Source organism: Pedobacter caeni (genome assembly GCF_900129215.1).
Classification (GTDB): domain Bacteria; phylum Bacteroidota; class Bacteroidia; order Sphingobacteriales; family Sphingobacteriaceae; genus Pedobacter; species Pedobacter caeni.
Genome location: NZ_FQUQ01000001.1, coordinates 836,733 through 862,389 on the forward strand (window position 1 = coordinate 836,733; position 25,657 = coordinate 862,389).

At 40.7% G+C, this 25,657-nt stretch carries 24 protein-coding genes; 8 read left to right on the forward strand and 16 right to left on the reverse strand.

What is annotated here, in order from left to right; translation table 11 throughout:
- Positions 1-136: 136 nt before the first annotated feature.
- From BUC20_RS03465 to ribD, 5 genes are all read right to left on the reverse strand, one after another.
- Positions 137-457 carry a hypothetical protein gene (locus BUC20_RS03465; RefSeq protein ID WP_073227450.1) on the reverse strand — a complete coding sequence of 107 codons (321 nt, stop codon included), beginning with the start codon at positions 455-457 and terminating at the stop codon, positions 137-139.
- A gap of 97 nt (positions 458-554) precedes the next feature.
- Positions 555-1,424: a nucleoside phosphorylase gene (locus BUC20_RS03470; RefSeq protein WP_073227451.1), complete on the reverse strand. Its 870-nt coding sequence runs from the start codon at positions 1,422-1,424 to the stop codon at positions 555-557.
- 102 nt (positions 1,425-1,526) lie between these two features.
- Positions 1,527-2,141: an IMPACT family protein gene (locus tag BUC20_RS03475; RefSeq protein WP_073227454.1), complete on the reverse strand. Its 615-nt coding sequence runs from the start codon at positions 2,139-2,141 to the stop codon at positions 1,527-1,529.
- Positions 2,131-2,997 carry a DMT family transporter gene (locus BUC20_RS03480; protein WP_073227456.1) on the reverse strand — a complete coding sequence of 289 codons (867 nt, stop codon included), beginning with the start codon at positions 2,995-2,997 and terminating at the stop codon, positions 2,131-2,133. The genes BUC20_RS03475 and BUC20_RS03480 overlap by 11 nt, the downstream gene beginning before the upstream one ends.
- Before the next feature lie 2 nt (positions 2,998-2,999).
- On the reverse strand, positions 3,000-4,049 hold the full coding sequence (ribD, locus tag BUC20_RS03485; protein ID WP_073227457.1) for a bifunctional diaminohydroxyphosphoribosylaminopyrimidine deaminase/5-amino-6-(5-phosphoribosylamino)uracil reductase RibD: 1,050 nt from the start codon (positions 4,047-4,049) through the stop codon (positions 3,000-3,002).
- Positions 4,050-4,097: 48 nt separating this feature from the next.
- Between ribD and prmC the strand changes: the two genes are divergently transcribed.
- Positions 4,098-4,934: a peptide chain release factor N(5)-glutamine methyltransferase gene (prmC, locus tag BUC20_RS03490; protein WP_073227459.1), complete on the forward strand. Its 837-nt coding sequence runs from the start codon at positions 4,098-4,100 to the stop codon at positions 4,932-4,934.
- On the opposite strand, the gene xerD is transcribed toward prmC, so the two are convergent.
- Positions 4,931-5,830 (reverse strand): site-specific tyrosine recombinase XerD, encoded by a 900-nt coding sequence (gene xerD, locus BUC20_RS03495; RefSeq protein ID WP_073227461.1) that lies wholly within the window; start codon positions 5,828-5,830, stop codon positions 4,931-4,933. The two genes, prmC and xerD, sit on opposite strands and share 4 nt — an antisense overlap.
- Positions 5,831-5,874: 44 nt before the next feature.
- Between xerD and aroQ the strand changes: the two genes are divergently transcribed.
- Both aroQ and BUC20_RS03505 read left to right on the forward strand, forming a co-directional pair.
- Positions 5,875-6,294 (forward strand): type II 3-dehydroquinate dehydratase, encoded by a 420-nt coding sequence (gene aroQ / locus BUC20_RS03500; RefSeq protein WP_073227463.1) that lies wholly within the window; start codon positions 5,875-5,877, stop codon positions 6,292-6,294.
- An 8-nt stretch (positions 6,295-6,302) separates the two neighbouring features.
- Positions 6,303-7,265: a M20/M25/M40 family metallo-hydrolase gene (locus BUC20_RS03505; protein ID WP_073227466.1), complete on the forward strand. Its 963-nt coding sequence runs from the start codon at positions 6,303-6,305 to the stop codon at positions 7,263-7,265.
- A 156-nt stretch (positions 7,266-7,421) separates the two neighbouring features.
- On the opposite strand, the gene BUC20_RS03510 is transcribed toward BUC20_RS03505, so the two are convergent.
- Together BUC20_RS03510 and BUC20_RS03515 are read right to left on the reverse strand one after the other, a co-directional pair.
- Complete coding sequence (locus BUC20_RS03510; RefSeq protein WP_073229433.1) at positions 7,422-8,441, reverse strand: glycosyltransferase family 2 protein; 1,020 nt, start codon at positions 8,439-8,441, stop codon at positions 7,422-7,424.
- Positions 8,441-9,319: a lysophospholipid acyltransferase family protein gene (locus tag BUC20_RS03515; protein WP_073227469.1), complete on the reverse strand. Its 879-nt coding sequence runs from the start codon at positions 9,317-9,319 to the stop codon at positions 8,441-8,443. Before BUC20_RS03515 ends, BUC20_RS03510 begins: the two co-directional genes overlap by 1 nt.
- A 38-nt stretch (positions 9,320-9,357) precedes the next feature.
- Between BUC20_RS03515 and BUC20_RS03520 the strand changes: the two genes are divergently transcribed.
- The 4 genes from BUC20_RS03520 to bioB are packed head-to-tail and all read left to right on the forward strand — an operon-like array spanning position 9,358 to position 13,482.
- The gene (locus tag BUC20_RS03520) at positions 9,358-9,960 is read left to right on the forward strand and encodes a WbqC family protein (RefSeq protein ID WP_073227471.1); all 603 of its coding nucleotides are present in this window, start codon (positions 9,358-9,360) and stop codon (positions 9,958-9,960) included.
- Between the two features lie 3 nt (positions 9,961-9,963).
- Positions 9,964-11,082, forward strand: coding sequence for a magnesium/cobalt transporter CorA (gene corA, locus BUC20_RS03525; protein ID WP_073227474.1), 1,119 nt, complete (start codon positions 9,964-9,966; stop codon positions 11,080-11,082).
- Between the two features lie 27 nt (positions 11,083-11,109).
- Positions 11,110-12,459: a magnesium transporter gene (gene mgtE / locus BUC20_RS03530; protein ID WP_073227476.1), complete on the forward strand. Its 1,350-nt coding sequence runs from the start codon at positions 11,110-11,112 to the stop codon at positions 12,457-12,459.
- A gap of 15 nt (positions 12,460-12,474) precedes the next feature.
- Positions 12,475-13,482: a biotin synthase BioB gene (gene bioB / locus BUC20_RS03535; protein ID WP_073227479.1), complete on the forward strand. Its 1,008-nt coding sequence runs from the start codon at positions 12,475-12,477 to the stop codon at positions 13,480-13,482.
- 57 nt (positions 13,483-13,539) lie between these two features.
- On the opposite strand, the gene BUC20_RS03540 is transcribed toward bioB, so the two are convergent.
- The 3 genes from BUC20_RS03540 to BUC20_RS03550 form a co-directional block, all read right to left on the reverse strand.
- A complete protein-coding gene (locus BUC20_RS03540) occupies positions 13,540-13,950 on the reverse strand; it encodes an organic hydroperoxide resistance protein (protein ID WP_073227482.1) in 411 nt (136 codons plus the stop codon).
- 52 nt (positions 13,951-14,002) lie between these two features.
- A complete protein-coding gene (locus BUC20_RS03545) occupies positions 14,003-16,162 on the reverse strand; it encodes an FUSC family protein (protein WP_073227483.1) in 2,160 nt (719 codons plus the stop codon).
- A 183-nt stretch (positions 16,163-16,345) separates the two neighbouring features.
- On the reverse strand, positions 16,346-17,476 hold the full coding sequence (locus BUC20_RS03550) for a hypothetical protein (RefSeq protein WP_073227486.1): 1,131 nt from the start codon (positions 17,474-17,476) through the stop codon (positions 16,346-16,348).
- 433 nt (positions 17,477-17,909) lie between these two features.
- Between BUC20_RS03550 and BUC20_RS03555 the strand changes: the two genes are divergently transcribed.
- On the forward strand, positions 17,910-18,692 hold the full coding sequence (locus BUC20_RS03555; RefSeq protein WP_073227488.1) for an NIPSNAP family protein: 783 nt from the start codon (positions 17,910-17,912) through the stop codon (positions 18,690-18,692).
- 119 nt (positions 18,693-18,811) lie between these two features.
- On the opposite strand, the gene BUC20_RS03560 is transcribed toward BUC20_RS03555, so the two are convergent.
- The 5 genes from BUC20_RS03560 to BUC20_RS03580 all read right to left on the reverse strand — a co-directional run bounded on the left by BUC20_RS03560 (position 18,812) and on the right by BUC20_RS03580 (position 25,650).
- Complete coding sequence (locus BUC20_RS03560) at positions 18,812-19,822, reverse strand: DUF6624 domain-containing protein (protein WP_073227491.1); 1,011 nt, start codon at positions 19,820-19,822, stop codon at positions 18,812-18,814.
- Between the two features lie 62 nt (positions 19,823-19,884).
- Positions 19,885-20,580 carry a ribose 5-phosphate isomerase A gene (rpiA, locus tag BUC20_RS03565; RefSeq protein ID WP_073227494.1) on the reverse strand — a complete coding sequence of 232 codons (696 nt, stop codon included), beginning with the start codon at positions 20,578-20,580 and terminating at the stop codon, positions 19,885-19,887.
- Positions 20,581-20,583: 3 nt separating this feature from the next.
- Entirely contained in the window at positions 20,584-23,226 is a 2,643-nt protein-coding gene (locus BUC20_RS03570; protein ID WP_073227496.1) for a glycoside hydrolase family 2 protein, read from the reverse strand.
- A gap of 101 nt (positions 23,227-23,327) precedes the next feature.
- Entirely contained in the window at positions 23,328-24,476 is a 1,149-nt protein-coding gene (locus BUC20_RS03575) for a tetratricopeptide repeat protein (protein WP_073227499.1), read from the reverse strand.
- Positions 24,477-24,561: 85 nt separating this feature from the next.
- A complete protein-coding gene (locus BUC20_RS03580; RefSeq protein ID WP_073227502.1) occupies positions 24,562-25,650 on the reverse strand; it encodes a tetratricopeptide repeat protein in 1,089 nt (362 codons plus the stop codon).
- Positions 25,651-25,657 lie beyond the last annotated feature (7 nt).

Below are 25,657 nucleotides of genomic sequence, written 5' to 3' on the forward strand. Positions count from 1 at the left end.
GCAGCTTTCTTTGTTTTTACTAAAAAAATGCAGATATTCATCATCAACGATACAAAAATCGCTCATAGACAAAGCGTGATGTCGTATAAAATTTAGGTAGTATACGGCCGGAGTCCTCCGGCCTTATCGTCCTTCGTTAAACAAATGCCGGAACAGGACTGTCCGGATCATTTCCCTGAATCTGATTCCTTCTGATGTCAGAAAGCTCTGTAGGTTTTCTAATGATTTTCTTATTGATGCCCACTGCACCATTATACAATAATATTCCCCCTAATAAAGTCTCTTGTATGCCAATAAAAGGGTGTTTTGAAATGGCTCTTATTCCTCTTTGAAAGATATAAGCACCCGCTATTATAGAAACTATTCTTTTGCCTGCGTCTAATTCTTCCGTATCGTATGCACTTAACAATGATTTTGCCGCTATAATCCCTAATTTATTCTTTAATATTCCAAACATAATTCTTCGTTCTATATTATCAAATCAACACGGTCAGCACGGTTTTGTTTGAAAATTATGAAAGTAACTCAAACACAAAACGTTACCTGTTGAAGGTTTAACTCAATTTTTCCAGTACGGTCCGGATGGCTTTGTCGACCACCTTATCCGGGCTTTTACTAAATTCAAAATTTACCCTGCTCGCCAGAATGGCATTCACAGAAAGGGCTTTATGACCCAGTGCTTTTGCAAGCGCATAAATACCAGCCGTTTCCATCTCCAGATTGGTGATCCTGTATTTACCATGCTGGAAGCTGTTGAGCAACTCAATGAAATTCGGAATAGCGTTCTTTGCACGTACCTGTCTGCCCTGAGGAGCATAAAATCCAGGTGCAGTTACCGTAATCCCTTGCACCATTTCCCCTCCGATACGTTCCAGTAAAACAGGGTCAGCAGCAGTCAGGTAAGGATGAATGCCCTTGATATGCGAAGAATGCGAATTAAATGCTTCCAGAATCGGACGTTCATCAACAGACAACTCATGGATGTAATACTTCATCAGCGCATCCAGTCCGAGGCCAAAAGAAGAGGCCAGAATCGTTCCCATAGGCAGGTCTGACTGTATGGCACCAGAAGTACCTACACGGATAATGTCTAAAGAAACCAGGTCTTTTTTTACCTCTCTGGTTTCAAAATCAATATTTACCAGGGCATCCAGCTCATTAAAAACAATGTCGATATTGTCTGTTCCAATGCCTGTGGAGATCACGGTAATTCTTTTCTGACCGATATAGCCGGTATGTGTTAAAAATTCACGCTTTCCTTTTTTGAGCTCAATGCGGTCAAAATGTTTAGATATTTCAGATACCCGGTCCGGATCACCAACGGTAATCACCGTGTGTGCCAGGTCTTCAGGTAATAAGTTCAGGTGGTAAATTGTACCGTCCTGATTGATGATTAAATCTGCTTCAGATAATTTATTTCCCATAGTTTGGAGATTGATCACACAAACCTATGAAACCACTATGAGTTTACCTATACAAAGTGTAATAAATAAAAACTCATGATAAGCAGATGACGATCGCTTTTATCAGGAAGTAAAAAGATAAGTGATTTTAATCCCTTCGATCTTTTCGAGTTTACCTAAGACGATATTGAGGTTTGCTTTCCTGACTTCAAACTTAATCCTGCAGGAATTGTCAAAGTCCTGCGACAGGATATTTAACTGTTCTTCTTTGAAAAGGCGCATCACATCGTTCATCATCAGGTAATCAAAAGCGATTTCATAAATGTCATTTACAGTTTTCTCTACGATTTCAGCAGCCTGAATGGCCTCTACAGCAGCAGTTTTATAGGCATTGATTAAACCGGGAACACCCAATAAGGTACCTCCAAAATAGCGGACTACAACAACCAGTATATTGGTTACATCGGCAGAAAGTAAGGCGTTCAGAATAGGTCTTCCAGCAGTACCGGAAGGCTCTCCATCGTCCTGAATCCTAAAAACGGCACGATCCGGGTTCAGTCTTAATGCCCAGCAGAAATGCCTTGCTTTACCATGCTCTGAACGAAGATGGCTAAGGAGCGGTTTGACTTCATCTTCAGATCTGATCGGGTAGGCAAAGGCTATAAATCTGCTGCCACGATCTTTAAATAAGCCTTCGGAAGGCGCAGTAATGGTTCTGTAGGTATCGTCAAAAAGCATATATCTGGGATAGTCGTATTAAAATGATGGCGGTTAAAGCAAGTCCAAGGCCGATATAATTGAGCTTGTTCATTTTTTCTTTAAAAATAAGGATACCGATCAGGCTCCCCAAAATAATCACCCCAATATTCATTGCGGCGAATACGGTAGATGGGCTTTTAGCCATTGCCTGATGGGCCTTCAGGTAAAAGAGAATGTTTCCGAAGTTGAAAAAGCCAAGGATACAACCGCAGATGAAATTGATGAGTTGCAATTTTTGTTTTTTTACTACGGAAAGGTAAAGTATTGCCGCAAGGGAAATGATAAAGGAAAGCCCGAAAATCAAGATCAATGAGCTGGTATATGGGATCTGCTTCAGCTGGGAAACCTGTTTAAAGAGAATATCTATGGCCCCAAAACCTACAAACACCAACATTGGATAGATCCAGCTCCCTGCTGTAGCGGATGATTTCGTTTTGCGGTACAAGGTGAAAATGATAGCCAGAAATCCAACCACCAGTCCCAGCAGTTTTAAAGTGTTGAAATGATCTCCAAAAAGAAAATAAGCAGCCAGAATGGAGATGAACAAAGACAGGCGTTGTGCAATATCTGTTTTTACGATGCCAATATTCCTGACTGAGGCCGCAAGAAGCCAGAAAACGACCGGCAATAGGATCCCAAGCCCCAGGTAAACAGGGGAGAAATGTGCACTGGCAAGCTCTTTTACAGATGGCTTGAAAAAGAAACAAGCCATGCCAATTGCGAACAGGTAGTTCCAGGTTACTGCCTGAAGAATGTTTATCTTATACCTGCGTGCCAGTTTTAACAACACCGCAACCGTAACACTGCAACAAATACTGATGATTAAAAAGATCATGCTTATTGTTTATTTCGATAGATGTTCAGCTGATCATTTCCAATTTGCTGAACCTCCGTAATCACTCCGTTTATTTGTGGGGACAACACGCCCTCTGTCCAGGATACTGAAGAAGTAAATACCCGGGCCTCATCCCATAATCCTGCATTGATAAACTGCTCCAACAGGTTCGCACCACCGTCAATGATGACCGATTGAATGTCCATCAGGTAGAGTTGAAAGGCGATCTTTTGCGGAAGATAATACTGCATATCTTCCATTTGGATGAAATGGATATTTCCTTCTATATCAGTCTTTAGTTCATTAAATATAATGGTTTTAGCTACATCATCATAAAGGTGATGTTCTACTGGAATTTCCAGATTTCTGTCGACCAGAATGCGGATCGGATTTCTGCCTGGCCATTCACGGGCATTGAGCTGGGGGTTGTCTACCAGGGCCGTTCTTTTACCTACAATTACCGCATCTTCCTCTGTTCTCCATTTGTGAACCAAACGTTTAGAAAGGGGACTGCTGATCCATCGCTGTTCATCACCTATAGGGGCAAAGTACCCGTTGGCGGTCCTTGCCCATTTTAAAATCAGATAAGGGCGTTGTTTTAGAATACGGGTAAAAAAACGGCGGTTTAGCGCTGAGCAAGCCTCTTCCAGGACTCCCGAAATCACCTCAATTCCGGCATTTCTCAATTTTTCTATGCCTTTACCATCCACTGCTTCAAAAGGGTCCCGGTTTCCGATCACTACCTTTTTGAGCTGATGCCTGATCAGAAGATCAGCACAGGGAGGGGTTTTGCCAAAATGGGCGCAGGGTTCCAATGAAACATAAGCAGTAGCTTGTGCCAATAATCCTGCAGCCTCATCTCCATACCTGTCGAACACTGCTTTTACGGCATTTACTTCCGCATGGGCTTCCCCGATTTTCTCATGGTACCCTTCACCAATAATTTTCCCTTCGCTTACGATGACACAACCAACCAGTGGGTTCGGGCTTACATTTCCCATTCCCAGGCTAGCCAGCTCCAGGCATCTCTGCATATATAATTCGTCGGTCATTGAGGCAAAAGTAAGGTATATTGTTCGATTTACTTACTTTTGCAGTGCATGAATTTAAGCCAGTTATTACAGCATTTTAAGACAGAATTAAAAGATGTTTATGAGGAAGAGGAAGTTAAGTCCATTTTTTCTATCGTCACGGAACACCTGATACAGTTCAACAGAAGTAAACTAATGTTGAATTGGGATAAAGAACCTGAGCCTGCTCAGGAAGCTTCATTTTTAGCAATTGCGACTGGCTTAAAAACACATCAACCCATTCAGTATCTTTTGGGAGAAGCTTTTTTTTATGGTTCCACGTTTAAAGTAAACGAATCTGTATTGATTCCCAGACCGGAAACAGAGGAGCTGGTAGACTGGATTCTGGAAAAGAAAGTGGAAGGCCAAACGGTCATTGACTTTGGCACAGGGAGTGGTTGCATCGCTATCAGCCTGAAAAAACACCTCAAAGATGCCAGTGTAACCGCAGTGGATATTTCTGAGGATGCCATCAGGACTGCTTCAGAAAACGCTTCACTGAATCATGCTGATGTCTGCTTTATTCATGCCGATATTTTAACCTTTCAGAGCAAGGAGAAATTCGATATCATCGTTAGCAATCCGCCCTATATTACCGGAGCGGAAATGGCAGAAATGCAGCAGAATGTACTGGCTCATGAGCCTCATCTTGCCTTGTTTGTTTCGGACGAAAGGCCGCTGCTGTTTTATGAAGCCATAGCGGATTTTGCCCTGAGCAACCTACAACCTGAAGGTACTTTGTTTTTCGAAATCAACGAATATTTATCTAAAGAAACCATTTCAATGTTAAAAGACAAATCATTTAAAATCATTGAATTAAGAAAGGATATGCAGGGTAAAGACCGGATGATCTCTGCGAAGCTCTAACTTCTGGGATGAAACTCTTTTAATATTCCCTTTAGGTAGTCGCGATCCAGATGGGTGTAGATCTCAGTAGTGGTAATACTGGAATGCCCGAGCATTTCCTGGACCGCCCGAAGATCTGCACCGCCTTCAATCAAATGAGTAGCAAATGAATGCCGGAAAGTATGTGGACTGATGCTTTTTTTCAATCCTGATTTTAAAGCAAGATCCTTGATCAGGGTAAAGACCGAAATCCTGGACAATCCTGTTCCCAAACGATTTAAAAAGATAAAATCTTCATATCCTTTTTTAACTGAAATATGAACCCTACTTTCCTGCAGATAGATGTTAATATACTTCAGGGCCGACTGTCCAATGGGCACAATTCTTTCTTTATTTCCCTTTCCAATAACTTTTATAAACTCTTGTTCTTCAAATACATTAGATATCCTCAGCGTAATTAACTCTGTAACCCGGAGGCCGCAACTGTAAAGTGCTTCAAGAATCGCTTTATTCCTCATCCCTTCAGGCTTAGAGGCATCAATTGCATTGATCAATCCATTGATCTCTTCGATATTGAGCACATCAGGTAGCTTTCTGGCCAGTCTTGGAGTTTCCAGTAATGCAGAAGGATCTTCAGTGATCACCTGCTCCAGTAAGAGAAAACTAAAGAATGATTTTATGCCCGATACGACTCTTGCCTGGGTACTGGGCAACATTCCAAGCTCATTGATCCAGGAAATGAATAACTTTAGATCTTCCGGGCTAATCTCCTTTATATGAGGAAATTTATCAATAGATTCAAAGTACTGAAACAACTTCTGGACATCATTCAGATAGGCCTCAATAGAATTTACAGACAGGGAACGCTCCAGTTTCAGGTAGCTTTTAAAAGAAGATAAGTAAGGGTTATTAATCACACAAAAATTTTCTACTGTAACTTTTTAACTTTAAGTTTGAGCTAATGAAGATACAAATTATTAACGGCCCAAATTTAAACCTTTTAGGCATTCGTGAGCCGGGAATCTATGGAAGTTTAGGTTTTGACGAATATATCGAACAATTAAGAGCGATGTACAGCATTCTGGAAATTGATTATTTTCAGAGTAATGTGGAAGGAGAGCTGATCAATAAATTACATGAAGTAGGTTTTGAGTACGATGGAATTGTGATCAATGCCGGAGGTTATACCCATACTTCGGTTGCACTTGCCGATGCCATCGCCGCCATCAACACCCCGGTGATCGAAGTCCATGTTTCCAATATTTATGCCAGGGAAGAATACAGACATGTATCCCTGACCGGTAAAAACTGCAAAGGGGTATTAACCGGATTTGGTCTGGATGGATACCGTTTAGCCATAGAAAGTCTGTTAAAAAGCTAAAATCCCTTATGAGAAAAATTTTTCTGTTTGCCTTATGCTCCGCCATAAGTGCAACTGCATTTGCGCAATCTGACATTACCGAAAAAGAACTTAAAGAACACCTCTGGTTTCTGGCATCACCAAAAATGAAGGGACGATTTCCCGGAACCTCAGAAAATAAAAAGGTAGTCAGCTACCTCATTAAACAATTCAAAAAATCAGGTATTGAACCTTATCAGGATAGTTATGTTCAGGAATTCAATGCTAAATTAAGGGTTAAAAAGGGGGTTGCAGATACCCCTTATGCGAAAACTCAAAATGTGATCGGATATATTGAAGGGGCCGACCCGCAATTAAAATCTGAATTCATTGTGATTGGTGCACATTATGACCACCTGGGGATGGGAGGGGCCTCTTCCAAAAAACCGGATACCACTGCCATTCATTATGGAGCAGACGACAATGCGAGTGGGACCTCCGCATTGCTGGAGATTGCAGAGAAACTGGCAGCCAACAAAAGTAACCTAAAACGCAGTATCCTGATCATCGCATTTGGTGCCGAAGAACAAGGTCTGCTGGGTTCAAAATACTTCACAGAACATCCCCTGGTTCCATTGTCACAAATCAAACTCATGATCAATATGGATATGGTGGGCAGAATGAATAGTGAAAAACACTTGTATATGGGTGGAGCCGCTACCTTTGACGGAGGGATGGAGTTGATGAAAAGTTTAGGCCCGGAGGTTGGCATCAACCCAATTGTTAACGCCTATGATGTTGGCGGATCAGATCATGTTTCCTTTTACAAAAAGAACATTTCTGTATTAGGCTTTCATACCGGAGGACATCCACAGTACCATACTCCTGAAGATGACAGACAACTGATTAATATTGCAGGTGAAAAGCTGGTTTGCGATTACATCTATAAAGCACTAATGAGTGTTGCCAACAGAAACGAAGCCATTTTATTCGTTCCTGAACAAAAAAAATAATGGTTTCCAATAGTTAAATGGCCTATGTTTAATCATAAACAGAGGCCATTTAACTATTTAATCAAACTGAAACCAATAATAAAGTAGAGACTCCTGAACATACCACTATCTTTTCTGATCAATCAGCAATTCGGTGATCAACAGGATAAGCACTGTCTAGATTCCTAATCCGCTAAAGAACCTGATCTTCTTTATAAAATAAGCATATACAATACTCGAAGAATAATGTCCGGTATGTTCCTGGTAAGGGAGCTGCCGGCTGGTTCTTTTCTTCCCATTTGCTGAGAAATATTTGAAGAAGTGAAAATGAGCTTTACTCACTGCCATTGCAAAATCCACCTTTCCCTGAACCAGGAAGTGAACCAAGGCCACAAAATCAATAAAGAAACGAACGAAAATCCTGAAATAAGCATCCTTCAAAGGAAGGTTCTTTTGCATAATAATCAGGTTGTTTCGAAAATTCAGATAGGTTTTATAAGGGTTGTTTGCATTTAAGGTGCCACCTCCAACATGGTAAACTTCTGCATCCGGACAATACATGATTTTATATCCGAGATTCTTCAGACGCCAGCAAAGATCTATTTCTTCCATATGTGCAAAGAAGTCGGGATCGAGTCCGCCAACCTCTTTCCAGCATTTGCTTTTGATAAACAGGGCGGCACCACTTGCCCAGAAGATTTCTTTGGTATCGTTGTATTGGCCCTGGTCGTCCTCAACGGTATCAAACAGACGACCCCTGCAAAACGGAAAGCAATGCAGGTCCAGGTAACCACCTGCTGCGCCTGCATATTCAAACTTGGATTTATCCTTTTGCCATTTAATTTTAGGCTGGGCAGCGGCAATCAGATCATCTTTTTCCATCATTGAAATCACTGGTTGAATCCAGTTTACCGGCACCTCAACATCCGAGTTCAGTAATACATAATAATCGGCCTCCACCTGCTCCAACAGCTTACGATAGCCTTCCGCAAAACCATAGTTCCTATCATTTTCTATCACGCGAATACCTGGGTAACTGGCCTTTACAAAGGCTACGGAATCGTCTGTAGAGGCATTATCACCTACTACAATTTGTAAATTCGGGTATTCCGATAGAATTACACCGGGTAAAAATTTTTCCAGCAGAACCTTCCCATTCCAATTCAAAATCACTACTGCTACACTTGCCTCTGTCATTATGCGTATTCTCGTTTGTTTTTCCATCGCCTGTGGCTCCAAAGCCAGTATGACGGTTCTTCTTTAATAATATCTTCTAAAAATTCGAAATGTGTATTCGTGATTTCATGCTTTTCCGTCTCATCCGGTTTCGGGCAAATAGGCACACAATCTACTTCATAATATCCTCTTTTTATAAACTTAAGCTTAAAATAAAAGATCGGCCTGTTGGTTTGCATAGCAATCTTTTCCAGTCCCAATAATGCTGCAGTATCCTGATTTAAAAAGTCTATCCAGTAGTGGGATTCTCCACGGACCGGGCTCTGGTCACTGGCAAAACAAAACATACTGGGCTTGTTCTTGGCAGATGTTAACATCCTTAATGTCTGCCTCATAGGTACACCAACATTCCCGTACCGGCTTCTTATCTTCAGAAACCATTCGTCGAAAACAGAATTATTGAGGGGCTTATAAATGACATAGGCCTTTTCCGAAAGGTTTAAACCCAAGGCCATCATTCCCCATTCCCAATTGCCATAGTGTCCGGTACAGGCCAATACACTTTCTCCTTTTTGGAAATGCTGCTCTATCAGGTCCAGATTGGTAAACTTAACCCGTTTTTTGATTTCCTTTTCTGAAATAGAAGACATCTTGATGATCTCGAAAGTGAGGTCTGAAAGATATCTGTAAAACTCCCTTTCAATCACCATGATTTCTTCAATTGATTTTTCAGGAAAGGAATTCAGGAGGTTTTCCCGTACAACCTGTTTTCTGTAGCCAATCAGATAATAGAGCATATAGAAGCACGTAGCTGATATGAAATACAACAGCTGAGTGGGAAGAAGAGATAAAAAGCTTAAAAAAACTACTCCTATATGAGAAAAGCTTTTTTTTATCATTATTTTGGCGGATTAAGAATGCAAACATAAATTATCAGATGCAAAGTTTAGCTATATTTCCCCTTTTTTATCTTCCACCAATCAGCTATTTCAAAGAATTAAAACGTTTTGGTAACGAATTTCTGTTGGAAAAAGAGGAACATTTTCCGAAACAGACTTTCAGGAACAGGGCGACAATTTATTCCCCTAATGGCAGCCTGGACCTGATTGTTCCGGTCATCAGGGGATCAAAAATACATACCAAGATTAAAGATGTAAGAATCAGCAATGATTTTAACTGGCAAAGGCTCCACTGGAAAAGCCTGGAAAGCTGCTACCGCAATTCGGCCTATTTTGAATACTATGAAGATGAATTTGCCAGATTTTACCACCAGAAATATGAATTCCTTTTCGACTACAACCTGGAGGTTGTACAATGGTTGTTTAAGCAGTTAAAAACAACAACCAGCTTTGAAGTGACCACTGAATACCATGAAATCCCTGAAGAACTGGATTTCCGTGGCAGAACATTATTCAAAAAACCAGAAGGGGAGTTCAAACCTTACTTCCAGGTCTTTGATGACAGGGAGGGTTTTAAACCAAACTTAAGTATTGTGGACCTGTTGTTTAATCAGGGCCCGCAATCCAAAACATATATATAAGGTATGGCTAAAGCTCCAAAGCATAAGAAAAAGCGTCAGCATTACGCGTTGCCACATGCCGGATCCAGTCCGGGGATGATCTATATTGATGAAAAGGCCCTGAAACCTGTCATCAATCTTTATCAGTACAACGCTGAAAGCTATAAAGTTCAGGAGCTAAATGACATTAGTAACCTCAAACATATCCTCTCCGACAAAACACATACCTTTTGGGTGGAGATTAAAGGATTTAAGTCACTGACTTTATTTGAGACCTTAACCAAAGACTTTGGAGTCAGTAAATTGAATCTGGAAGACATCACCAGGACTTATCAAAGGCCAAAACAAGAGGAGTATGATGATTACGTCTTTGCCGTTAGCCGCATGCTCCAGCTGGATGAAAATCAAAACCTGGACAACCAGCAATATTCTTTCCTGCTAACCGATAATGCGCTGATTACTTTTCAGGAACGTTATGAGGATTGTATGGAACCGGTGCGTTCCCGTTTAAGAATAGGGAAGGGCAACATCAGAACCGGAGGCAGCAGCTATTTGATGTATGTACTGATGGACATCATCATCGATACTTATTTTGAAATTCTCGGAGCTTGGGGCGATGAGCTGGATAACATCGAAGACCGCCTATTTGACAAACCCGATAAGACGGTGATGTTTGATACCCAGCTGATCAAAAGAAACCTGATCAACATCAGAAGGGTGGCCTGGCCGGAGCGTGACAAGCTGAATGACATCCTCAGGAGCGATACCCATTTGATCCCGGACCATACCAAAATGTATATCCGGGACGCTTATGATCACTGTATCCAGATCATTGACATTGTGGAATCTCTAAAGGAGATTTCTGCGAGTAATATAGACATGTATCTTTCCATCATCAGCAACAGGATGAATGAGATCATGAAAGTACTGACCATTATTTCTTCCATCTTTATTCCGCTTACTTTTATTGCGGGGATTTATGGAATGAACTTTGCAAGTACTGATCCTGTAACCGGTAAATTACTGCCACAGAACATGCCAGAACTCTATCAGGAGCATGGCTATCTGTATACGATGATCGTAATGGCCGCAATTGCTGTCGTACAAGTCATATATTTCTGGCGTAAGGGATGGTTTAAATAAGTGTGATTATTGTAACTTTGGCTACGCATGCAATCTTTCGACCTGGACAAAACAGACGTATCTAAACTCAAGAACGCCTTAAATGGTGATGATGAACAACTTAAAGTTATTCTTGAGGAATACCATGCCTCAGAAATAGCCATTCTCTTTGAAAGCATCACTAAGGAAGACCGGCAAAGGATCATCAACTTATTATCTGTTGAAATCGCTTCTGAGGTCATCTCGGAGATGCATGAAGAATCCCATCCTGAGGAACTGCTACTCCAGCTTCATCCCGACAAACGTACAGAGATCGTTGAAGAACTGGATTATGATGATGCAACAGACATCATTTCCCAGCTGGAAGAACACGAGCAAAAGGAAATCTTAGAAGATTTAAGTGAAGACGATGCTTCCAGTATCCGGAACCTGTTAAGCTACCACGAAAAAACTGCGGGTGGTTTGATGAATACGGAGTTCATCCGGGTAAACCTGAACCTCACTAAAAAAGATGCCATCGATGAGATCATTCGACAGAGTGAAGAGATCGAAGAATTTTATACCATATTCGTCATTGATGACGACAATGTGTTTCAGGGAATTGTTTCCTTAAAAGACATCATCAAGGCAAAAGGCAATGTACACATCACCGAGCTGGTGAAAGCAGAAGTAGCCTGGGTAAGCCCGGATACCGATCAGGAGGAAGTAGCCAGATTGATTTCCCAATACAATATCACCAGTATTCCTGTAGTAGACAACGACATGAAATTACTCGGAAGGGTAACCTTTGATGATGTGATTGACGTTTTGGAAGATGAAAACACAGAGGATATCTTAAAGATATCCGGGGTCTCGGAAGATGAGGAATTGAGTGGTAACTGGGTGGAAGCGGTAAAATCCCGTTTGCCATGGCTGATCCTTAACCTGGGTACGGCATTTCTGGCCTCTGCGGTGGTCCGCCATTTCGGTTCTACCATTGAAAAGATTGCTGTCCTTTCTGCTTATATGACCATCATCGCAGGGATGGGTGGAAATGCAGCCACACAAGCATTGGCCGTTACGGTAAGAAGGATTTCCCTATATGACCTGACCGACAACCAGGCTTACCGCACAGTGCTGAAAGAATTCACCGTAGGGCTGATCAATGGAGCAGTTACCGGATTAATTGTATTTCTTTTTGCCATATTTTTTGACAGCAATCCATTGCTTGGAGTTGTTATCTTCCTGGCTATGACGGGTAATCTGCTCATAGCAGGAGTAACCGGAGCAGGCATTCCCTTGATATTAAAAAGGGTAGGAATTGATCCGGCCATTGCTTCTTCAATAATTATTACAACATTTACAGATGTTTTCGGATTTTTGCTGCTGCTGGGATTAGCAAGCAAGCTATTACTTTAATTTTTTACAATATATATGCAACCAACAAAACACAACTGGACCAAAGAGGAGATATCGGAAATATATCACAAACCTTTTCTGGACCTGGTTTACGAAGCTGCCACCATACATCGTGAAAATCAGGATTATTCTGAAGTTCAGATCAGCTCATTGATATCTATAAAAACAGGCGGATGCTCTGAAGACTGCGCATATTGTCCTCAGGCAGCAAGATACCATACCGATCTGGAAGTGCAGGCACTAATGAAAGTAGATCAGGTAGTCGAAGCTGCACAAAAAGCGAAAGCTGGCGGTGCATCACGTTTATGCATGGGCGCTGCATGGCGCGAAGTGCGCGACAACAGGGACTTTGATCGTGTAATTGACATGGTGAAAGCGGTGAATGAACTGGATATGGAGGTTTGCTGTACCCTGGGTATGCTCACCGAAGGACAGGCTCAGCGTTTGGCTGATGCAGGATTATACGCCTATAACCACAACCTGGATACTTCTGAAGATGATTACAAAAGGATCATCTCTACCAGAACCTATGACGACAGACTGAACACCTTACACAATGTACGCAAAGCGAAATTGACGGTTTGCAGTGGTGGAATTGTTGGACTTGGTGAAACAGATGAGGACCGTGTGTCCATGTTACGGACCCTGGCAAATCTGCCTAAACATCCGGAATCCGTACCCATCAATGCCCTGGTTCCTGTAAAAGGAACTCCGCTGGAAAATCAGCCAAGAATCCCGATCTGGGATATGGTAAGGATGATTGCTACCGCAAGGATCATCATGCCGAAATCGGTTGTCCGTTTATCTGCAGGAAGAAATGAAATGAGTACTGTAGAACAGGCATTCTGTTTCATGGCTGGAGCAAATTCGATATTTGCAGGAGATAAACTATTGACCACACCAAATCCGGACTTTAGTGATGACATGAAGATGTTCGAAATACTGGGACTAAAAACCAGGGAGGCCTTTAAAAACGGAAGACCCGCCAATACGATCAGCAAGCCTGTAGAAACTACAGCATAAAAATACTGTGCAAAAAAAAGAGCCCAGATGGTTAACCATCCGGGCTCTTTTTTATCATTATATTGCCGTTACACGGGTTTCAATATTCCCTCTTGTTGCTTTAGAGTACGGACATGCCCGGTGTGCTTTGTCTGCCAGTTTTTGTGCTTCTTCCTGGGTGATTCCAGGGATATGGACATCGAGATCAGCTGATAGGGCAAAAGCATTGTCATCTTTGTTAAAGGATACATGAACTTCTACAGTCGCTTCTGAAACATCTACACCATCATGTGCAGCTACAGCTCCTAACGCTCCCAGATAACAAGGGCCCCAGGCTGCTGCAAATAATTGTTCAGGATTGGTTGCTCCACCTTGTCCACCCATTTCTCTCGGCTTTCTTAAATCGAATTCTATGATTCCGTCGCTTGATTTGATATGACCATCACGTCCACCTTTTGCGGTAACGGATGCTGTATATATTTTTTCCATAATTTTAAATTGCTATTAATAGAAGAACAACAATCCTGATGGAGTTAAAGTTTTAGATTTTAATTTTTTCGCACAGTTTAAAGATGTCGTAAGCCACCTTTTGAATCAGGTCAAATTGCTCATGAATGATGGCTTCAGGGTCCTGTTCTTTCTGCTCATCGTTGATGTTCTGCCTGATTAAAGGCACATTGCTGATGGTACTGGTGTGCTTGTTCAACACTTCTACAGAAAGGTTCATCAGATAGGTGGTATTGTTGACTACAGGTTTCAGGTCTTCGAAGTTGGCAATGAGAAATGCGTGTTCCTTATTGTACAAAGAAAGCGTGGCCACATAAGAAGACAAGAGGTGATTTAGCGCTGTAAACTGATGGAGCTCCGTCATCAGCAGCTGCTTGCTTTTAGGTTCAGAAAACATCCGCTGGAAAAGAGAGGCCAGATTGGCGGTTGTCACATATACTTCTTTTCTGGCCACCTTATAATTGGTCAGGTTATGAACCTGGTCGGAATATAAGAAGGTTACCTGTTCAAAGTAATTCATGTTTGCCCTCAGGGTGTCCAACATTGCTTCCTTCAGCTTCTGATGTTCCCAGTTGGGAAATAAAGAATAACTCGCCAGTAAAGCAATTCCTGAGCCGATTAGGGTATCATAGATTCTTTCTCTGGCTACAGATAAACCTCCCATACCCAGGAAATCAAAGAGCACCAGAATATAAGGGGTCATGAACAAAACGCTGACCACATAATTTTTTCGTTGAAAACTATAGCAGCCAATCATACAAAAGAGCAGAATAATAAATAGTGTGTGCTTATCCTGGATATAAACCAGGATTCCCATTCCGATAAATGCTCCGGCCACTGTTCCGATCAGACGTTCGTAGTTCCTCTTTTTAGTTAAGCTAAAGCCGGGTTTGGAAATCACCAGAATGGTGAGCAAAATCCAGTAACTATGGGAGAAATTGAGCAACCTGGCCACAACAAATCCGATCAGCATTACAATGGCTACCCTGAGCGAATGCCGGAAGATAGAGGAAGTAAAGGTTAGGTTTTCTAATATGATCTTGAAATCGATGGGCTGCCTGGTCACAAACCGCTCTACATCAATTTCTCTCGCCTTCAGGTTTTTCTTTTCTTTCTTATTGAAATAACCATTGATTGTTCTCACCCTGGCAAGAATATTCTCAATATTTACTTCAATATTTTTAAGGGCAATGATACCTAAAGTATTGTATCTACCGTCTACATTTTTGTTTTCAAGATCTATGATTTCCTTTCTCAGTTTGGCCACATCTTCAATTAATGCGGTAGGCTGGTTAGGCGTGCCACCAGTTTTAAGGGCGAAAGCAATTTCGTCCAGCTCAGCGGCAATCTTTCTGATCACGGCCTCATAGTGAACTAAAATCCCGGAATCATCAAATTGATCGTGCAATTGCTGATAATTGTAATAGGTAGACATGACCTGTTCGAAAAGGTCCACCATATCTACAAATACCAATAAGAGGAAACGGCCTTCGGGAGTAGATTCCCTTACGATCTCTCTTGTTTTAAATAATACCTCCCTTACAGCATCCTGTTTCTCATGAACCAACACCTGTAATTGCAACAGGTCTGCATAGTTCTCATCGTAATCTGTATTCAGGTGATAAAACTTAGCTTTAGCCCTTAAAAATTCACTGATTTCATGTATTGAATCGCTGAGTGTCTGTTGCACCAAGCGGTAAGGGCGGATCCTGTAGACAAAATAGCTCAGCAAAGTGTACCAAATGCTGCCTGTAAAGATGAGCAATGCAAACACCAAAACTTCTTTCCATGGCCTGATATCATCGACACTCAGAACCATAACCAGCAATGCAGCAGTTCCTATAGCTGCTGCCCTAAGTCCATACAGGAAAAACATGGAGAATACGAAACTACAGATAAACAGCAGTATGCCAATGAAATACACATTACTATTGGTAAGTCCCACCACGATCGAGATCAGGGTAATTGCAGCAGTAGTCACCAACATTGCATTCCTCCTGTGTACAATTGGCCCGGGGGTATCCACGATACTCGCACACAAAGCCCCTAAGGATAAGGTCATTCCGTATTGAAGCATGCCGAACTGAGCAAGAATGAGGGAGGGGCAAAGCACTCCAAAAGTAATCCGGAGTCCATCGGCAAAATAGGTACTTAATAAGAAATCCTGGATACTCCTGATTGGACGGTTAAACATAGCGTAAAAATAGTGGTACAATCATCAACTATGCCATGATTTACAAAATCTGCAAATTATGGTTGTTTTATGCAAAATAACAAAAACCTATCAGAATATTAAGTTGGTTTGCCTCTGGTCTAAAAAAAGTATTCCCCGGATAATGATTACCCGGGGAATACGAATGTTTTTCTACATTTAAGATCAGTTGACCGGATAGTCGAGTCGGTATTTAAATTGATGCCTGTAAAATGGGTCTTCCCTGACATCAGCTTTGCTAAGCAACACTTTTATAGGTGCTCCGTAATCATTAACTGATACCGTACCTCCGGATTCAATCAGTTCAAGATACTTTTCTACCAGTTCCGCACCTTTAAAATTCTTAAGCTGGTTCATCCGATCCACGTTAAAACCACGTACGAAAGGGGTGACAATTGCATTCTGAAGTAAAGAGCGGTGCTCAGCAGACATATTTTTTGTCCTTGCAGCAGCAAAAGCAGCATGTATCTCCTTGAAGGAAGCATCAGATTCAATCGCAATCGTTGCCATCCGTCCATAGGTTACATCTCTGACTACGAGTGGGTCATCAGGAACAGCAGTCGGGTTTGTTCCCGGAGCAAAAAAGTTCCCATCGGGAAGGGCATAAGCAGTAATACTAAATAGCGACATATCCAGGGTGGAATATAATCCGTTTTTCTTTTTGATCTTCCGGTTTTCTCCTGGTTTGAGATTTAAAAAGTTAGATATATCCCAGCTATAACGGGAGTAGATAGAGATTTCAGCATAATTTTCAAATGGATCTCCGCTGCTAAAAAATGCAGATTCGATCTGTTTAGAACCTCCGCGGGTAAGTTGTTTTCTGATGTAATCATCAAATGATTTCTTTGATATGCTCATCTTGTCAACGAGATCAAAGGTATTATCTGTAGGAATAATACTTAAGAATGGAGCAGCGTATACTGTTAATGGCTTAAAGCTAAAATCGTCAACTGATTTCCCCTTGATAAGCGAACCTGGAAATACCTGATTATAATCAGCCGAAGGACTTAAGGTAACCGAGCTTTCAGGATCTTTCATTTCCACACGAAAAGTAATACCTGTGCTGTCTTTCCAAACACTGTCGGAGCTGATGTTAAAAATACTCCTGCTACTTCTAAGCGCCAAAGCTTTACGGATGGAATCAATTTTTTTAGTCTTTATTCCCTTATCAGTTTTGGTCGTATCTTTTGGTACGACTACCACAGGAGGTTCAACAGGGTCTGGAAGCTTAGGGTCTTTTTTACATGCAAAGAACACTGCAGGCAACATCCAAAATAAGAAATAATGTTTTTTCATGTACAAGGGAGATGATCTGTATAATCGTTTTCTAATTAAACGCAAATTAGTTAATAGTTCCCATTTTTGATTATTTATAAGAAAATAAATACCATAAATATAAAATATAAAAACTTTTCAGGTAAAAAACGCAGAATCCCTGCCAATCAGGAAATTTTGGATTTAAGACAGTTTTAAACAGAGTAGGGGCTATAGGTTGAGGATTAGTCTTAAGGTCTAAAAACGGCGGATTTTAAAACGGCATTTTTTCCTCTATTTGTGTTTACCAGATACTTTAACGTTTCGTTGCAGGTTATGAAGAAAAAACTCAAATTATTCTCTTAAATCTAAGGTTTCTGAAATCGAATATTATGTATATATTTATTATATCTAAGTCATTTGTTATCAAAAGATTATCATACAGATCAATTTACCATTAAAAGCAATCATCAATATGCAACGCAGAAAATTCCTCCAATCTTCACTTGTTGTTGCTGCAGGTATAGCAGTAACCAATAACCCTGCGGTAGCAGGGGATAGGCATGCCATCCAAAAGGAAATATACGAATGGCGGGAATATGAAATGCGTTTCGGTACTGATCAGGGGCAGCTGGATAACTATTTTAAAACAGCGCTTATTCCTGCATTGAACAAATATGGTGTAAAAACAGTTGGTGTTTTCAAGGAAGCCAGTCCATCGGAACCAGCTAAATTTTATTTATTGATACCTTATGCTTCGCTCGACAATTACCTTTCCGTTAATGCAAAAGTAAAAGCCGACGCAGATTACATTAAAAATAGCGACCAGTATAACAGCATTCCGGCTGATAAAGCATTGTATAGCCGTTTTACTTCTTCTTTAATGCTTGCTTTTGATGGCTGGCCAGCAATCGTTATTCCTGCAGCTAAATCCAGAATGTTTGAATTGAGAACCTATGAAGGCTTCAGTGAAGATGCCGTAAGAAGAAAAATTAAAATGTTCCATGATGGTGAGTTTCCAATTTTTAAAAGAGCGAACCTGAATCCTGTGTTCTGTGGAGAAGTAATTGCGGGCGACAAATTACCACGGCTCACTTATCTGATTACCTGCGACAGTATGGAAGAACGAAACAAAGGATGGTCTGCATTTGTCGCTGATCCTGCATGGAAAAAATTAGTGGCAGATCCACAGTACGCAAATACCATTTCTAAAATCAGCAACACCTTTTTGATTCCCACAGCATATTCTCAGGTGTAGTTTGGTTTTATTGAGGGAAAATCACATCTTATATTCCATATATCAGTAATGTCTCATAATTAATATTATGTTAAGTAGCATTTATTGTGAGGCTCCCCCGCAATCGTTTATTCCCAGGTTCATTGGTTGTTATTTAACTTTCTGATCATTTCCAGATACTGATCCATCGGCATCAATCCAACAGCTTTTCTTCTTTCATCCAAACCATCAGGATCTTCCACCGGCCAGGGTTGCATTCTCGCTGTTTTTCCATTTACCGGGTCATCAATGGTTTTGTACTCCATTTGTGTACCGTAAATTTGTTTTTCTTTTTTGTTTTTTCTCACACGGTCTGTGAGGTACGCCAAATCCAGACCTGAAGCCTGCTGCTGCTCCACAGCAACTTTTAAGGCTTTAAGATAAGATTCCTGAAAAGGCAGATCATCATCGGCATGTTGGATCATCAGCCATATATAATGTGTTGCTTCTTTTCCAATATCATTTGACCAGGGATAACCATGAGTTTTGAAAATTTGTTTCAGCTTAATCGTATGGTGTTGAAAAGCATTACTCGTTAACGAATCCACCGCTTTCTTTGACATTTCCGGATAAGCCGTCTTATACCTTGTTTTAAATGAACCTACCCACTGGTAGTATTGGTCAGCATGATACATTTCCATAATCTCCCTGCATAGCTTCGGATTCCTGATCTTATTATTCTTCAGGTAACGACTGAAATTCGCAGTCACCCTTTGATGAGCAGCGCTAAAAGCTGTTGAAGTAGCCAATTTTTGATAAATCTTATCTTTATCCAGAATCCAGAAACGGTAGAATCCACTGTCTGTCATTGCTTTCAAAGTCAAAAAGGCTGCTGAAATATCAGCTGCAGCAAGTTGATTTTGCAACTGATTCAGGTATACAGGCTCTTCGTATAGAATGGCCGTAATTTTGTCATAAGAAAGCACACTCCCCCTAAAATTACCCGCAAAGTAACTGGAGTCCCCTGCCCTGAGGTTACTGGAAATATCTTTTTGATTATTAAAAACAAGAAATCTTTGTGCAGAGAGAAATTTAGGGTAGCATAACATCAGCAGAGCATAGATTATTCCAAAACGGACGAATGCTTTCGCCTCTACGGTAAGATCAGACATAACTGTTATATTTAAAATACCATATCAATATGCAATTATTAAATTGAAAACCATTTAATATGTTATTCTTTTTCAGGATGAACAATTCTGATCCCCTGTGCACCGGCTACCACTGCTTTAGTGGCCATTCTGTAAAACAAGGAATGTTCTACCACGCCAGGAATCATTTTGAGGTCTATATTAAGTACAGCCAACTCTGGTAATTCTTCAAAAAGTACATCTGCCAGCAGATTTCCATGATCAGAAATCACAGCACCATCTTTTTGATCAGCAATTCTGAGTTTTACAGATGCTGTCGGATATATTGATTTCATACGGCTCAATACAGCTGTTAAAGCTTCAGGCAGAATTTCCAGCACAACAGGATAACTGTGGCCCAGTTTTGAGACCATTTTAGAGTCATCTCCAACCAGAATAAATTCCTCAGCCATGGAGGCCAGGATTTTTTCACTTGTATGAATCCCACCACCGCTTTTTAAGGCGTTCAATCCTTCATCAAACTGATCACAACCGTCAAAATAAGTCGCTATAGGTGGATTTATCTGAGATGAAAATTGTAGTTTAAGTCCTTTTTCCTGTAACAAAGCTCTGGTTTTAAAGGAAGAAGAGACAAAAGCAAGGCTTTCCGCCAGTTCCTTGTTATGACTGATAAATTCGATCAGATGGGAAATACTGCTTCCAGCCCCCACTCCTATGGTTTGTCCCGGTTTTATAAACTGTAAACAGGCTTCTGCTGCTATTAATTTGTAATCTGTCATTCTTTAATTTATTTCAATGATTTGTTTCGGTACATTCCAGCCATAAATCTCTATTGTTTTCCTCACAGCAAGTTCATCTTTATACTCCAGAGTGATTACTTTAGTCTCTCCTGGTAAAATGCTCACATAATTGTCGTCATAGAAAGCAGGCAGGATCCGCTTTCCTGTGTCCTTGTTCAGCAATGCGAGACGATTGAAAAAAGCGACAGGATTTCCTGCGGCATTAGTGAGGCTGACAGAAATCTTACCTTTACCAACGTTTACAGCTTTGGCTTCCAGATTTGCCTTTTTCATCTGCTGAAGACCGCCGTACTTCCCATCTTTTCCCGGAAGCCAGTAGAGGTTTTCCGTCAGCAGCACTTTCTGCTCATCCAGGATTCGTAAGGAGACAAATATTCCTTCCTTTTTATCGAGCTTTGTGATAAAACCATTCATTTTGAACAGCTTTCTTACCGAAGAAGGTCCTACCTCATTGAAGGCCTGTGTATTGAAATATTGCTTTCCTTCCATGTCATAAACACTGGCCTGAACCATCAGGTTACGGCGCGTACTGAATCCATTATTCACTACACTCACCATGCTATCCAGAGGATTCATCATGATGTGTAAAGGTTCAGATCCTTTCCTCAGTCCGTATAAACAGGCGTTGGGATCCAGGTAATAATCATACATCTGTCCGCGGAGTGCAGTCCATGGATTTTGTGTTTTCCAGATGATGGATCCCGTATACCAGTCCCACATATGAGCAGAATAACCTTCCATTAACGCCCTGTACTGATCATAATTGATCAATTGTGCTTTCATGGCAAAATCCTTTGCATTTTTAGCCTTCCCATAAGGATCAATATGTTCATCATATCCAATGTACTTGTGATAATTCCATACTGAGTCTATCTTGTTTTTAAACTCAGGAGCCACCAGATTTTCTCCGGGAATAAAACGCTCAAGGGATACATAATCGCCTACGCCTACAGAGCCTACTTCTGAATTGTAAGGAAAAGTCCTGCTGCCCCAAAAACTCTTTGGATCCTGAATACCATAAGGTCCGTCGCCATTTCCTCCCAGGTCATTAAAAGACATTTCATCACTGTTTGAGAAGTCGAAAAACTTCCTTGTACCATCCAGACGGGGCAGAATTTCATCTCTTAAAGGGAGCAAAATATCATCCGGAGGTGTAATTTCATTTCCTCCGCACCAAAATGCCAGTGAAGGATGATTTCTGATCATTTTTATCTGGTCTTCAGCAGCGGTAAGTACGAGGTCATGATTGTCCGGATACTTTCTTCTTGTCCACTGGTCATCTTTCTTCATTGGATCTTCCCATCGTCCGTTGCAATCACCACTAAACCAGAAGTCCTGAAACACCAATAATCCATATTTGTCGCATGCATTATAAAACTCAGGTCTTTCTGTAATTGCACCACCCCATATCCTGATCAGGTTGAGGTTCATGTCTTTATGGTACCTGATCTCTGCATCGTAACGTTCCTCATTAAAACGGAGCATTGCATCTGAAATGATCCAGTTTCCACCTTTGATGAATATTTTCTGTCCGTTAACGAAAGCCCCCATACTTCGGGTATGCTCATTCCAGATGTTATCAATTTGTCTCACTCCCACATTTACGCTTTCTTCATCGAGTAATCCAGCGGTATTTGAAACAAATTCTAATTTTAGGTTATATAAATTTGCTTTCCCATACCCGTTTGGCCACCAGAGCTTAGGGTTCTGCAACGTATAATCCGGTAAAGAAACTGTTGTGGTCTGATTGGGCAGTAAAGTGGCCGCTTTGCGGATCAGCTGACCGGCAAGTCTATATTGTAAAAAGCCGTTTACTGCTTTTGAAGTCGGATTTTCCAGTTCTGCAGTAACCTTAATTACCGCTGGTTGTTGTGCTCCTTCCGGAAGACGTTTTCCCGGAACAAGGGTAACGATATGTGGATTCTTAAGGTTTACAATTCTGGTTTTTTCAATGGTCACTTTATCCCAGATTCCCGTATTTCGGTCTCTGATGGGTTGAATCCAATCCCATCCTGCAGTGTATTGTGTGGTCAGGCCACGGGCGATGGTCCCATCTCCTCCCTGTCCGCCGTTAGGTGCTCCAGGAAAGTCCGGAGGATAAACAACTACAGCCAAACGGTTATCTCCATCTGCCGACAGCAGATGGGTAATGTTATACTGGTGACGTAAATGCATCCCCTCTAACCTTTGTTTGTTTATCTTTTTGCCATTGAGAAATAATTCAGCTTTGTAATTTATACCTCTGAATTCCAGCCAGACCTGTTCATTTGATACTGCCTTTTCTTTAAAATCCTTAACAAACCAATAGGTATAATGGTCATTTCCGGTGTCATAAACATCCGGAATCCGGGTATTGTTCATTCCGTAAAAAGGATCAGGAATTTTATGGTTATCAAGTAATGTGGTTAATATTGTTCCCGGAACCGTTGCGGGCATCCATTCTTTGGTTGGGAACCCTCGTCGGGATAAATCTTCTCCACTTGACTCCAGCTCTTTGATATTTTTGCATACCCAGCCACTATTCAGTTCATAGCGTTGTTTTGGGGATTGTCCGGAGGCTTCAGCCAGTACCAGAGAGAACAGGAAAATGAGATAAAAAACTACGGTAAAGCGATGGAATTGCATAATGAAAGTAGCTAAGTTGTTGTATTGCTAAAACGTTTCAATTGAATGCAATCAAGATATAAATATTTTAAGTTGTAACAAAAAATATTTATATCCAATAACTAGAACTCTTCGAGTTTGCTTTTCAGGTCCTGAACTTTATCCAGCCTGTTTTTACGGGTATAAATGTCGATTAACAGCTGTACCGTAGATTTGTCATTCTGGTTGATCTCATGCGCTTGCAATAAGGCTACTTCGGCACGATTGATATAAGAAGTAAAGCTTGGTGAACCTTCCGTTTTTCGTGATTTGAGGACTTCATTAGCAGAGTTGACATAAGCCAATCCCAATTGATAAAGTGCATCAAAATAGTTCTCATCTATACTTAAAGCTCTATTGTAAGCCAATACTGCCGTGTTGTTATTTGCATTGTTCTGCTGCAGATATCCATATAGGAAGTACAATAGCTTATTGTTACTTTCTACTTTTAAAGTGGATTCTATCACCCTGATCGCCTCAGTATATTTTTCGCTATCCAATAACAGATTGATATAATCATTGGTCAGGTAGACATTATATGGATTCGCCTTCATTCCGTCTTCCAGGCTCTTTATAGCCAGTTCATTTTCGAACTTTGAGGAATAGATGCCACTGAGTTTCTGAAATAAGACCGGATTTTTTATGCCATTGTCTTTTGCTCTTTTAAAATAAGCAAGTGCCTTATCAAAGGATTGGATATTCTGAGCCGCCAATCCGGTATTGATGGCCAGTGTGGTGTCTGTAGGAAAGAAATCACTGACTTCCCTTAGCAGTTCGTAAGCTGCCAGGAAATCATTATTGGCATAGGCTGTGTTTCCTTTTTCCTGTTTTTTAATATTCACATTATAGACTGAAGCAGAGATCAGACGGCTATTAGCCTGGAATTTATCCAGTCTTTTAGCAGAATCGATGGCTTCTATGGCGAGGTTATAATACCGGTCTGAGTTAGACACATCAGAATCAATAATGGAAACGTAAGAACTCAAGTATGCTTTTATCGCCCATGTTTCCGGCCATTTCTTCGTTTTTTTATCATTTTGAGCTGATTCTGCAGCCTTTATCCCCTCTCCCAATATACTTAACTGCTTTTTTTCATCCTCCTTATTGCCGATCGCAATTTGCAGTTTTCCTACACTATTTCTGGCGATCTGTAATTGGCTCTTTTGGGAAAAAGCAGGGTTAGCAGTCCATAAAAACAGGAATGCGGCATTAAATAAATATATCTTCCTCATATAAAAACGTGTTCTACCTACAAACTTATAAAAAAAAAGGAGGGATAAAAATTACCCCTCCTTTTTAATCAGCATTAAAACCTGATTAAGGCTTAGCGGCTGCTTTTAATTCATCTAATTTTTTCTTGGTGGCCTCATAGTTCACTTTATCATCTTTAAATGCATAAATGATCTTTAAGTTTTCCAAGGCATTTTCATTTTTAGGGTCCAACTCCAAAGCAGCTTTGTAGAATGGAATAGACTGATCAATAAAGCCAGTCATTTTTACACCCAATGCATTAAATTCTTTAACTTTCTTTGGGTCTACTGCATTTCTTTGCGTTTGCAAAGCCAAAGCCTGTTTATAATAAGTATCCCCCATCAAATACTGATAGATTGCATTTTTAGGATCTTTCTCAATCAGTTTTTTCAACATTTCCTGAGACTTGGCAATGTCACCTGATTTGATATAAAGGTCAGTTTCCAGACCGATAAAATAAGAATCATCAGGGAATTTGCTTCCTGCTTCTTTCAGAATGGTTAAACCTGCTACTGTATCTTTTAATTTATCAAAAGTAACACTAACAATTTCTGAATAAAGCACTTTACTATCTTTGTATCCTAAATCAATAGCTTTCTTGAAGTTTCTAATTACTTCCGGATAGTTTTGCAATTCTTTTGCCGTTACTCCTGCATTTACATACATAGAGGTATCCTGAGGGCTTTTAGTGGTAATTTCGTTAAAAGCATCCAGTGCAGAAGCGAAATCTTTCTTGTTGAAAGAATAGATCGCTCTGTTTCTCAATGCATTGCTAACGTTTACTTCGGCTTGCTGAATGTTATCTTTTTCATCACCTTTAGTATCTACCGCTTTAGCCTGAACAATTGCTTCTTCCGCAATTTTCTGATTTGCTTTGGCATTGTTCATGTCTACAGAGTCTACCAATGCAATTCTGGAAGCAAACAAAGCTCTGTAAGACCATGCTTCAGGCATTCCTTTGGATTTCTCATGAGCAATAGCTTTGTCTGTGTGGGCTAAACCTTCATTAAGTGTTTTAATGTTATCGGCTAAAGTTCCCGGTTTAGCAATCGCTAAAAGAGCCCATGCCTTCTTGGCATCACTTACTTCACTTTTTTGCGCATTTGCATAGGTGGCTACACCTACTAACAACATACTAAAAAGTACTTTTTTCATCTTGTTA

Bases quoted from the DNA above. Each gene is read 5' to 3' on its own strand.
- BUC20_RS03465 (WP_073227450.1), bottom strand. From the start codon at position 457: ATGTTTGGAATATTAAAGAATAAATTAGGGATTATAGCGGCAAAATCA.
- BUC20_RS03470 (WP_073227451.1), bottom strand. From the start codon at position 1,424: ATGGGAAATAAATTATCTGAAGCAGATTTAATCATCAATCAGGACGGT.
- BUC20_RS03475 (WP_073227454.1), bottom strand. From the start codon at position 2,141: ATGCTTTTTGACGATACCTACAGAACCATTACTGCGCCTTCCGAAGGC.
- BUC20_RS03480 (WP_073227456.1), bottom strand. From the start codon at position 2,997: ATGATCTTTTTAATCATCAGTATTTGTTGCAGTGTTACGGTTGCGGTG.
- ribD (WP_073227457.1), bottom strand. From the start codon at position 4,049: ATGACCGACGAATTATATATGCAGAGATGCCTGGAGCTGGCTAGCCTG.
- prmC (WP_073227459.1), top strand. From the start codon at position 4,098: ATGAATTTAAGCCAGTTATTACAGCATTTTAAGACAGAATTAAAAGAT.
- aroQ (WP_073227463.1), top strand. From the start codon at position 5,875: ATGAAGATACAAATTATTAACGGCCCAAATTTAAACCTTTTAGGCATT.
- BUC20_RS03505 (WP_073227466.1), top strand. From the start codon at position 6,303: ATGAGAAAAATTTTTCTGTTTGCCTTATGCTCCGCCATAAGTGCAACT.
- BUC20_RS03510 (WP_073229433.1), bottom strand. From the start codon at position 8,441: ATGACAGAGGCAAGTGTAGCAGTAGTGATTTTGAATTGGAATGGGAAG.
- BUC20_RS03515 (WP_073227469.1), bottom strand. From the start codon at position 9,319: ATGATAAAAAAAAGCTTTTCTCATATAGGAGTAGTTTTTTTAAGCTTT.
- BUC20_RS03520 (WP_073227471.1), top strand. From the start codon at position 9,358: ATGCAAAGTTTAGCTATATTTCCCCTTTTTTATCTTCCACCAATCAGC.
- corA (WP_073227474.1), top strand. From the start codon at position 9,964: ATGGCTAAAGCTCCAAAGCATAAGAAAAAGCGTCAGCATTACGCGTTG.
- mgtE (WP_073227476.1), top strand. From the start codon at position 11,110: ATGCAATCTTTCGACCTGGACAAAACAGACGTATCTAAACTCAAGAAC.
- bioB (WP_073227479.1), top strand. From the start codon at position 12,475: ATGCAACCAACAAAACACAACTGGACCAAAGAGGAGATATCGGAAATA.
- BUC20_RS03540 (WP_073227482.1), bottom strand. From the start codon at position 13,950: ATGGAAAAAATATATACAGCATCCGTTACCGCAAAAGGTGGACGTGAT.
- BUC20_RS03545 (WP_073227483.1), bottom strand. From the start codon at position 16,162: ATGTTTAACCGTCCAATCAGGAGTATCCAGGATTTCTTATTAAGTACC.
- BUC20_RS03550 (WP_073227486.1), bottom strand. From the start codon at position 17,476: ATGAAAAAACATTATTTCTTATTTTGGATGTTGCCTGCAGTGTTCTTT.
- BUC20_RS03555 (WP_073227488.1), top strand. From the start codon at position 17,910: ATGCAACGCAGAAAATTCCTCCAATCTTCACTTGTTGTTGCTGCAGGT.
- BUC20_RS03560 (WP_073227491.1), bottom strand. From the start codon at position 19,822: ATGTCTGATCTTACCGTAGAGGCGAAAGCATTCGTCCGTTTTGGAATA.
- rpiA (WP_073227494.1), bottom strand. From the start codon at position 20,580: ATGACAGATTACAAATTAATAGCAGCAGAAGCCTGTTTACAGTTTATA.
- BUC20_RS03570 (WP_073227496.1), bottom strand. From the start codon at position 23,226: ATGCAATTCCATCGCTTTACCGTAGTTTTTTATCTCATTTTCCTGTTC.
- BUC20_RS03575 (WP_073227499.1), bottom strand. From the start codon at position 24,476: ATGAGGAAGATATATTTATTTAATGCCGCATTCCTGTTTTTATGGACT.
- BUC20_RS03580 (WP_073227502.1), bottom strand. From the start codon at position 25,650: ATGAAAAAAGTACTTTTTAGTATGTTGTTAGTAGGTGTAGCCACCTAT.